We start from the raw sequence: 6569 nt of genomic DNA on the forward strand, positions 1-6569 counted from the left end.
CCCAAGGCCGCCTGATAGTCGCTCACCGCGCCCCGCCCATTACGGCGGGGCACAACTCTATGCACGCATGACCTTATTCCAGTCGATGCTATGACCGGCAGCTTCAAGCTCACGCGCGAGTGCCTGTTTCCAGCCCCCGCCGCTATCCATCGTCTCCCAAACAACACCGGCGAAATCGCTTGGAATTTCCACCGCCCCGCGTTTGAGAGCACATACCTTGTCTCTGCCTAGGCGACCAATGAAGTACCCCAACTCCAAAAGCACATTCTGACGGGCTCTGGGCTCAGGTGTTCCTCCTTTTACGCAGCCCTCATCGTCTGGAGTAAGCAGAACTACTGCGAAACCAACATCACTGTGAGCAACCACTTTTTCGATAATTGTTCGTCCTTGGTTAGCCTGTTCGTGCAAGATGACGGCTTCAAGCCCGATTCGCTCAAGAAATCGTGCCACTGTTTCACGAGCACCATCGTCGTGACCATGAACGATAAAGACTTTGCGCGAAAATTGAGCTTTTAACATGGTATCCGTGCTCCCCTTGGTCTGGATATAACTCTTGTAATCCCGCACAAAGGGAATGATTAGCTGGCCAGTAAGTGCGTGAATTCCAGCAATGACCTTTTTTCCGGAATAGAAAAAATGGTGTCCGAAATTGGTAGCGTAGCCGGGATCTGCCGCCAGCTTCTCGATTAAAAGCAACGTCAACCCCAGCGCCTGCTTGGGGTCGTCTGGCCAAGCAAGCTGGGCGCTTCCAATCATGCTGCCCCCAGACTTTTCACTTTCAGCGATGAACGCCTCAACGTCGAGACCTTCCGTGAGCTCGGCGTTGTATGGCTCAAGGTCGGGATGTCGTAGCAGTTGAGCCAATTTTTTGAGAGGTCTTTCGTAAGTTTGAAGCTGTGAGGACTGCAAATCTAGAACTGCATTGTTTATTTCCGAGAATAAGTCTTTAGCCATCAATCATCCCCATCCGACTTCAATCTAGCTTCTGCCGCTTTTTCAAGAATACTCTCCCGATACTTTTCCTTCATTTGTTCTGCGAGAGGGCCAACGATAGGGTTCGAAGAATATTCTCCTAAGCGGTCGTCGATCATTCGATTGACCGATTGAATTGCGCCCTCAATGCTGGCGGGATCATTTGGATCAAAGTTTACGACCCCCAGTTCGCCGTCTAACTCACTCAAGGCGCGCTGCGCATCTTTCAGGTTTTTCTGAAGCTTATCCAGTCCGGTAATTTTGAACACGACTCACCTCCTTTTATTTATTCAGATGCTCGGAAAATGATGAAACTTCCCGAGCAATGTGATCCATCAGTTCGTGGGCGTTTTTGGGATCACTGCCTGCATACGCAAGGACCAGCAGCGTGAGTGGGTGAACATCCAGCACGGCACAAACATCTTCAATTTTATTCAATGTTGGGCTTTTCAGCCCTCGCTCCAAAGAGCTGAGGTAAGTTCGGCTGGACACATCCGAGAACGCCTCCTGGCTCAGGCCACGCGCCTTTCTGATCCGCCGTAGTGCATCGGGCAACGATGGCTTGAATGCTGTCATTCTGAACTTTCCCCAAAATCCAGAATGACAACCTGTTGCGCCCTATAGGGCTACAATCTATAGTGTTCATTTTTCCGTTTGTGCCTTTACTGAAATCCGCATTGGCGGCTTTCAGCAAAAGCGGAGAGCCTGATCCGTGTCTTTCCTGACTTCCGTGCATGTGCCTTCGTGCTTCTACGCTTTTGCGGATGCGTGGGCTTGCGCATCTGCGCTTTCGAGGGAATGCGGTAAAGCGTCCCTGATGTTTCGTGCATGCGTGGGAGTGCAGCCATGACCCCGCTCATCACCGCCGACGAGCGCACGCGCCTGCTGGCCAACGGCCAGGCCCGCGCTGCCGGGCAGGACACCGACCCGCAGCCCGTGGTGCGCCTGTTCACCCCGGATGCGCATGCCACCTGGCTGCTGGCTTCGCTCGACCCAGCCGATGGCGATACTGCCCACGGCCTGATCGGCTTGGGGATTGGCATGCCTGCACTGGGAACGGTGAAGCTGTCCGACCTGGCCGCCATCGTCGGGCCGCGGCAGCAGTCCGTGATGCGGGATCGCTATTTCCAGCCGGTGCGGCGGCTGTCGGAATACCTGCGGCTGGCCGAAGACAACGGCTCGATCACCGATTGAGGGCCACCGCGAAGCGGTGGCGCACTGTGTCTATTTCGGTCTGGTCTGTGACCCGTTCGGTCTGAATTGGCAGTGTTGCACCGAAGCGGTGCGTGCCAGATCGAAACGGTCATGATGCCTGGCGCGGGCTGCGGCAAGCTGACCGACGCGGCATGCCATTGGAGTGCGTTGCCGCCGTCGCACTCGGACGATTTCAGCAACGTATCGGAGTTCATCGGTCTTGACACTGCCAGTTTACGCTTCACCCATGACGTTTTGACGATGGCCTCGTAGCACGCCGTTTCGCCGTGGCGACGCATCCCCAGCACAGGGAGGTTGCCGTATGGCTGATCGCAGTGCCGAGCCGTGGTATGCCACGGCGGCCTATCTCTACGTTCTGCACTTGGATGGCCCGGCGCTGGCCTGGGAGTACCTGCGCCGTCATCCAGACTACCAGCGCGACTGGCTGCGCCGTCGTCGCCAACCGGATGCCGCCGGGCATTGGGGGCTGCGCCTGCTGGAAGATCCCGCCCTGGATGCGCGGGATGCACACCCGGCCTGGTTCCCCGATCACGATGCCGTGGTGCAGCTCTACCCGGATGCCGATCCGCCGCCCGATGCCTTGTGCTTTGCGTTCTGGAAGCTGCCGGGCCACAAACACCTGATCCATGACGGCAAGCGCCTGGTGCTGGTGGCACGCTGGCCCGGCTGCTGCCTGCGTTTCGTGCTCGCGCCAGGCTTGGCCGACGGCATGGCTTACGCCTATGCCATCCGGGCCTGCGTCGCACCTTGCGAACGCTATGCAGCCCTGGTGAGCGAATTGAACAAGATCGCCGTAGCCGCAGGTGCCGTACCTGCGGCGACCGTCCGGCCACGTCCGCCGCTGTCCGCATTGTTGGAACTGCACACGCTTCAGGCGCTGGACGCGACCCTGGCGGGTGCGTCCTTGCGGGAGGTGGCCGAAGGGCTGTTTGGTGTGGATGCCGTTGCCGCCGACTGGCACGCCGACAGCGCTTTGCGCGCCCGCGTGCGGCGGCTGGTGCGCCGGGCCAATGGGCTGATGCGCGGTGGCTATCGCCGTCTGGCGCAACTTCCCCCCGTTCCGCCGCATGAGGGGGGACGTTTCGCATCCCCTGCAGAACGTCCCTGAGCAAGAACCCCAAGTTTCTTGAGACTGCCTCCATCCGGTCGCGCTGTGTGGCCGGGCTTTACCTACCGATGGAGGTACATCCCATGCGACCCGCTCCCTTGCGGCCTGCCGCCGTTCCCGCTGCCACACCCGCACACCCCCAACGCTATCTCACCAACGATGAAGCTGCCGATTACCTGCGCCTGTCACCGCGCACGCTGGAGAAACAGCGCGTGATCGGCGGCGGCCCGAAGTTCCGCAAGTTCGGCCGCCGTGTGATGTACGCCGTGGCCGACCTTGATGCCTGGGCGGAAACGCGCAGCTTCGAGACCACTTCCGACCCCGAATATGCCGAGCACCACTCGGCTGACAGCCGTGCGCGCTGATCGGCGCATCGTCGGTGGCCATCGCCATGTTCCGCCCACCAGGGCACGCCTTGCCGCAGCGCGAACAGCTCGACCTGTTCCGCGCGCTGCCGGGCGACATGGCGCCGCGCGACAGCCAGGACTTGATGGCCTTTCCGTTCTTCTCGCTGGCGAAGTCGCGGCGCACCGCGCCGATCGATTTCCGCAGCGGGAGCATCACCATCCGCGTGGAAGGCACACAGGAACATGGCATCGCCACGATATGGGATGCCGACATCCTGATCTGGGCCGCCAGCCAGATCGTGGAAGCCCGCGACGCGGGCATCCCGACCTCGCGGCTGATGCAGGTGCGTCCCTACGAGATCCTGCGCTTCATCGGGCGCGGTACGTCGCTGCGCGACTACCAGCGCCTCAAGGCCGCGCTCGACCGGCTGCAATCGACCACGGTGGCCACGTCCATTCGAGAAACCACGGGAAGGCGATTGCATCGCTTCTCGTGGATCAACGAGTGGAAGGAGCTGGCCGACGCCAGCGGCACGCCGCTGGGCATCGAGCTGATCCTGCCGGACTGGTTCTATGCGGGCGTGGTGGACGCGGCCCTGGTGCTAACCATCCACCCGACGTATTTCCGGCTCACGGGCGGCATCGAGCGGTGGCTGTATCGCCTGGTGCGCAAGCATGGCGGCCGGCAGGAACATGGCTGGCAATTCGATTTCCAGCACCTGTACCGCAAGTCGGGCAGCGTGGCGCGCTTCTACGACTTCGCCGCCGACCTGCGCGCGCTGGTGGCGCGGCAATCGCTGCCCGGCTACGTCCTGGGCATCGAGCGGATGCCTGGCGAGAAAACCGAACTGCTGACATTCCGGCCCGTGCCGCCCACGGCACGGGGATAACTGCGGGAAAACCTGTTAATTCACTCGTGCTATCAGGCAACAGAGGACTCGTGCTATCAGGCAACAAATCGTCGTGCTATCAGGCAAAAAAATCGGCTGCAAACCCGCGCCGTTGCTGGGTTTTCTCGCCCCTTAACTTCCCTAACAGTAAATACATAACTTTTAGTAGAAGCGCGCCGTTTCGGTGGACAACCGCCAAACGGCACGGCGAACCCCGTTTCGCAGGACAGGCAAAGCCCGGCTTTCCAGCAGGGAGGGCCGCGCCATGATCTTCGCGTTTCTCAACCAGAAAGGCGGTGTCGGCAAGACCACGCTCGCCACGCACATCGCCGGCGAGCTGGCGATGCGCGGCCTACACGTCATCCTGCTGGATGCCGACCCGCAGGGTTCCTCACTGGACTGGACACAGCGCAGAAGCCAGCAGGGCTTGCCACGGTTGTTCAGCGCCGTGGGCCTCGCCTGTGAAACACTGCACCAGGAAGCGCCAGAACTCGCCAGGCGGGCCGATCACGTCATTATCGACGGGCCACCCAGGATCGCCGCCTTGGCGCGCTCCGCGCTGCTGGCGGCCGAGCGCGTGCTAATCCCGGTGCAGCCCAGCCCCTACGACCTGTGGGCCAGCTCAGAAATGGTTTCGCTGATCCGCGAGGCACAGGTGTTCCGGCCGCAGCTAGCAGCGGCCTTCGTCATCAATCGGCGCGTCAGCACCACCATCATCGGCAGGGAAGCACGGCAATCGCTGGCCGAACAGCCGCTGCCCGCGCTGCGCTCGGAGATCCACCAACGCATCGTCTTCGCCGACAGCGTGGCCGCTGGCCGGCTCGCCCGCGAAACAGCGCCCGACAGCGCCGCCGCCCGCGAAATCACCGCCCTGGTGGACGAACTGCTGCAGTGGCCGTCATGAGCGACAACAGCAACCCACCCAACGGCAAACGCCCAGCCAAGCGGGTCGGCATCGGTGCGCGTCCGCCCGCCAATCCGCACGCCGAGGCGTGGATTCGCCAGGGTGACGCGGATGCGCTCAACAAGGGCGACCTTTACACCGCTCGCCTGACCCTCGACATCACGCCTGCCATGCGGGCACGCATCAAGGTGTCGGCCTTCACGCGGGGCGTGACCGTGGCCGACCTGCTGCGCGGCCTGCTGGAGCGCGAGTTTCCAGAACACCGCAGGGAGAACACACCATGACCGCATCCGCTTTGCCTGCCGCGAACGCGGCACCGGTTACGCCGTTGCCTGCGCTTTCGACACTCGCCGGACAGGCCGGCAACGTGCCGCTGACGCGCGTTTCGCTGGCCTACATCGAGGCCCGTTTTAAGCTCTACCTGCGCTTCGGAGAACCGGCGCGCACACTCCAGCTCGACCGTTGGCGGCGCTGCGCAGTGTTCCTGCCGGGCACGATGCTATGCCGCATCCGCTGGGAGGCAAACGACTACGGCACGATCCGCTGGCAGCTCATGATGATGCAAGCCGCCACGCCGCTCGATGCCGTACAGCGCATCCCAGGTGTGCAGCCAGGCGCGCGCCTGCTGCTGCACGCAGAAGGCGATGCCAACGTGCGCGCCGTGCTGGAACGCATCGACGCTATCGAAGCGCTGGGCATCGCCGCCATCGACGTGTCGCCCGCGTACTGGCGTACGCTGGGCAACCGTCTGGCGGCTCGCCTTGCGCTGCCCGAATACACTGCCGAGCGGCACGCCGCTTGGTTGGCCGGGAAGGTGCTGCCATGACGGCCCCGACCAACACGGGCAGCACGTCGGCCGTTGCGCCGCGTCCCCGCTTGCACCCACGTTCACGTATGCGCGCTCGCGTCGTCGTGGCGACACTGGCCGCCATCGGCCTCGCGGCGCTGGCCTGGGCGGCTTTCGTATCGCCGCTGCCGCGCCTGGCCTACAACCCGTCCGACAGTGTGGCGGTTGGCTGGTATCGCATCGAACCGTTCGACCCGCGCACCGCCTCGCTGCCACGTCCGCTGTCAGTGGACAGCATCGTGCTGGTGCCGCTGCCCAACAGGGCCGCCATGCTGGCCGCGCAGCG

10 protein-coding genes and 1 pseudogene are annotated in these 6569 nt (G+C 62.3%); 8 read left to right on the top strand and 3 right to left on the bottom strand.

The window, feature by feature from the left end; all coding sequences use genetic code 11:
• Nucleotides 1-57: 57 nt before the first annotated feature.
• The 3 genes from DU29_RS0128680 to DU29_RS0128690 are packed head-to-tail and all read right to left on the bottom strand — an operon-like array spanning nucleotide 58 to nucleotide 1548.
• The gene (locus tag DU29_RS0128680; RefSeq protein ID WP_028624773.1) at nucleotides 58-954 is read right to left on the bottom strand and encodes a TIR domain-containing protein; all 897 of its coding nucleotides are present in this window, start codon (nucleotides 952-954) and stop codon (nucleotides 58-60) included.
• Nucleotides 954-1241 carry a hypothetical protein gene (locus DU29_RS0128685; protein WP_028624774.1) on the bottom strand — a complete coding sequence of 96 codons (288 nt, stop codon included), beginning with the start codon at nucleotides 1239-1241 and terminating at the stop codon, nucleotides 954-956. The genes DU29_RS0128680 and DU29_RS0128685 overlap by 1 nt, the downstream gene beginning before the upstream one ends.
• 13 nt (nucleotides 1242-1254) lie before the next feature.
• Nucleotides 1255-1548, bottom strand: coding sequence for a helix-turn-helix domain-containing protein (locus tag DU29_RS0128690; protein WP_028624775.1), 294 nt, complete (start codon nucleotides 1546-1548; stop codon nucleotides 1255-1257).
• A gap of 270 nt (nucleotides 1549-1818) precedes the next feature.
• Here DU29_RS0128690 and DU29_RS0128695 point away from each other — a divergent pair, with 270 nt between their 5' ends.
• The 8 genes and pseudogenes from DU29_RS0128695 to DU29_RS0128735 form a co-directional block, all read left to right on the top strand.
• Entirely contained in the window at nucleotides 1819-2166 is a 348-nt protein-coding gene (locus DU29_RS0128695; protein ID WP_028624776.1) for a DUF2958 domain-containing protein, read from the top strand.
• 322 nt (nucleotides 2167-2488) lie between these two features.
• Entirely contained in the window at nucleotides 2489-3295 is an 807-nt protein-coding gene (locus DU29_RS0128705) for a DUF2285 domain-containing protein (RefSeq protein ID WP_028624777.1), read from the top strand.
• Nucleotides 3296-3378: 83 nt separating this feature from the next.
• Nucleotides 3379-3660: a helix-turn-helix domain-containing protein gene (locus tag DU29_RS0128710; protein WP_028624778.1), complete on the top strand. Its 282-nt coding sequence runs from the start codon at nucleotides 3379-3381 to the stop codon at nucleotides 3658-3660.
• 26 nt (nucleotides 3661-3686) lie between these two features.
• Nucleotides 3687-4532: a replication initiator protein A gene (locus DU29_RS0128715; protein ID WP_034000471.1), complete on the top strand. Its 846-nt coding sequence runs from the start codon at nucleotides 3687-3689 to the stop codon at nucleotides 4530-4532.
• A gap of 265 nt (nucleotides 4533-4797) precedes the next feature.
• Nucleotides 4798-5436, top strand: coding sequence for a ParA family partition ATPase (gene parA, locus DU29_RS0128720; protein ID WP_028624780.1), 639 nt, complete (start codon nucleotides 4798-4800; stop codon nucleotides 5434-5436).
• Entirely contained in the window at nucleotides 5433-5720 is a 288-nt protein-coding gene (locus DU29_RS0128725) for a hypothetical protein (protein ID WP_028624781.1), read from the top strand. Before parA ends, DU29_RS0128725 begins: the two co-directional genes overlap by 4 nt.
• Nucleotides 5717-6262 carry a DUF2840 domain-containing protein gene (locus DU29_RS0128730; protein ID WP_009405767.1) on the top strand — a complete coding sequence of 182 codons (546 nt, stop codon included), beginning with the start codon at nucleotides 5717-5719 and terminating at the stop codon, nucleotides 6260-6262. The genes DU29_RS0128725 and DU29_RS0128730 overlap by 4 nt, the downstream gene beginning before the upstream one ends.
• Nucleotides 6259-6569 (top strand): annotated as a pseudogene (locus DU29_RS0128735) (S26 family signal peptidase); the annotation flags it as partial. The gene DU29_RS0128730 and the pseudogene DU29_RS0128735, both read left to right, overlap by 4 nt.

Origin of the sequence: Pseudomonas sp. Ant30-3 (assembly GCF_000690905.1) — a bacterium.
Lineage (GTDB): Bacteria > Pseudomonadota > Gammaproteobacteria > Pseudomonadales > Pseudomonadaceae > Aquipseudomonas.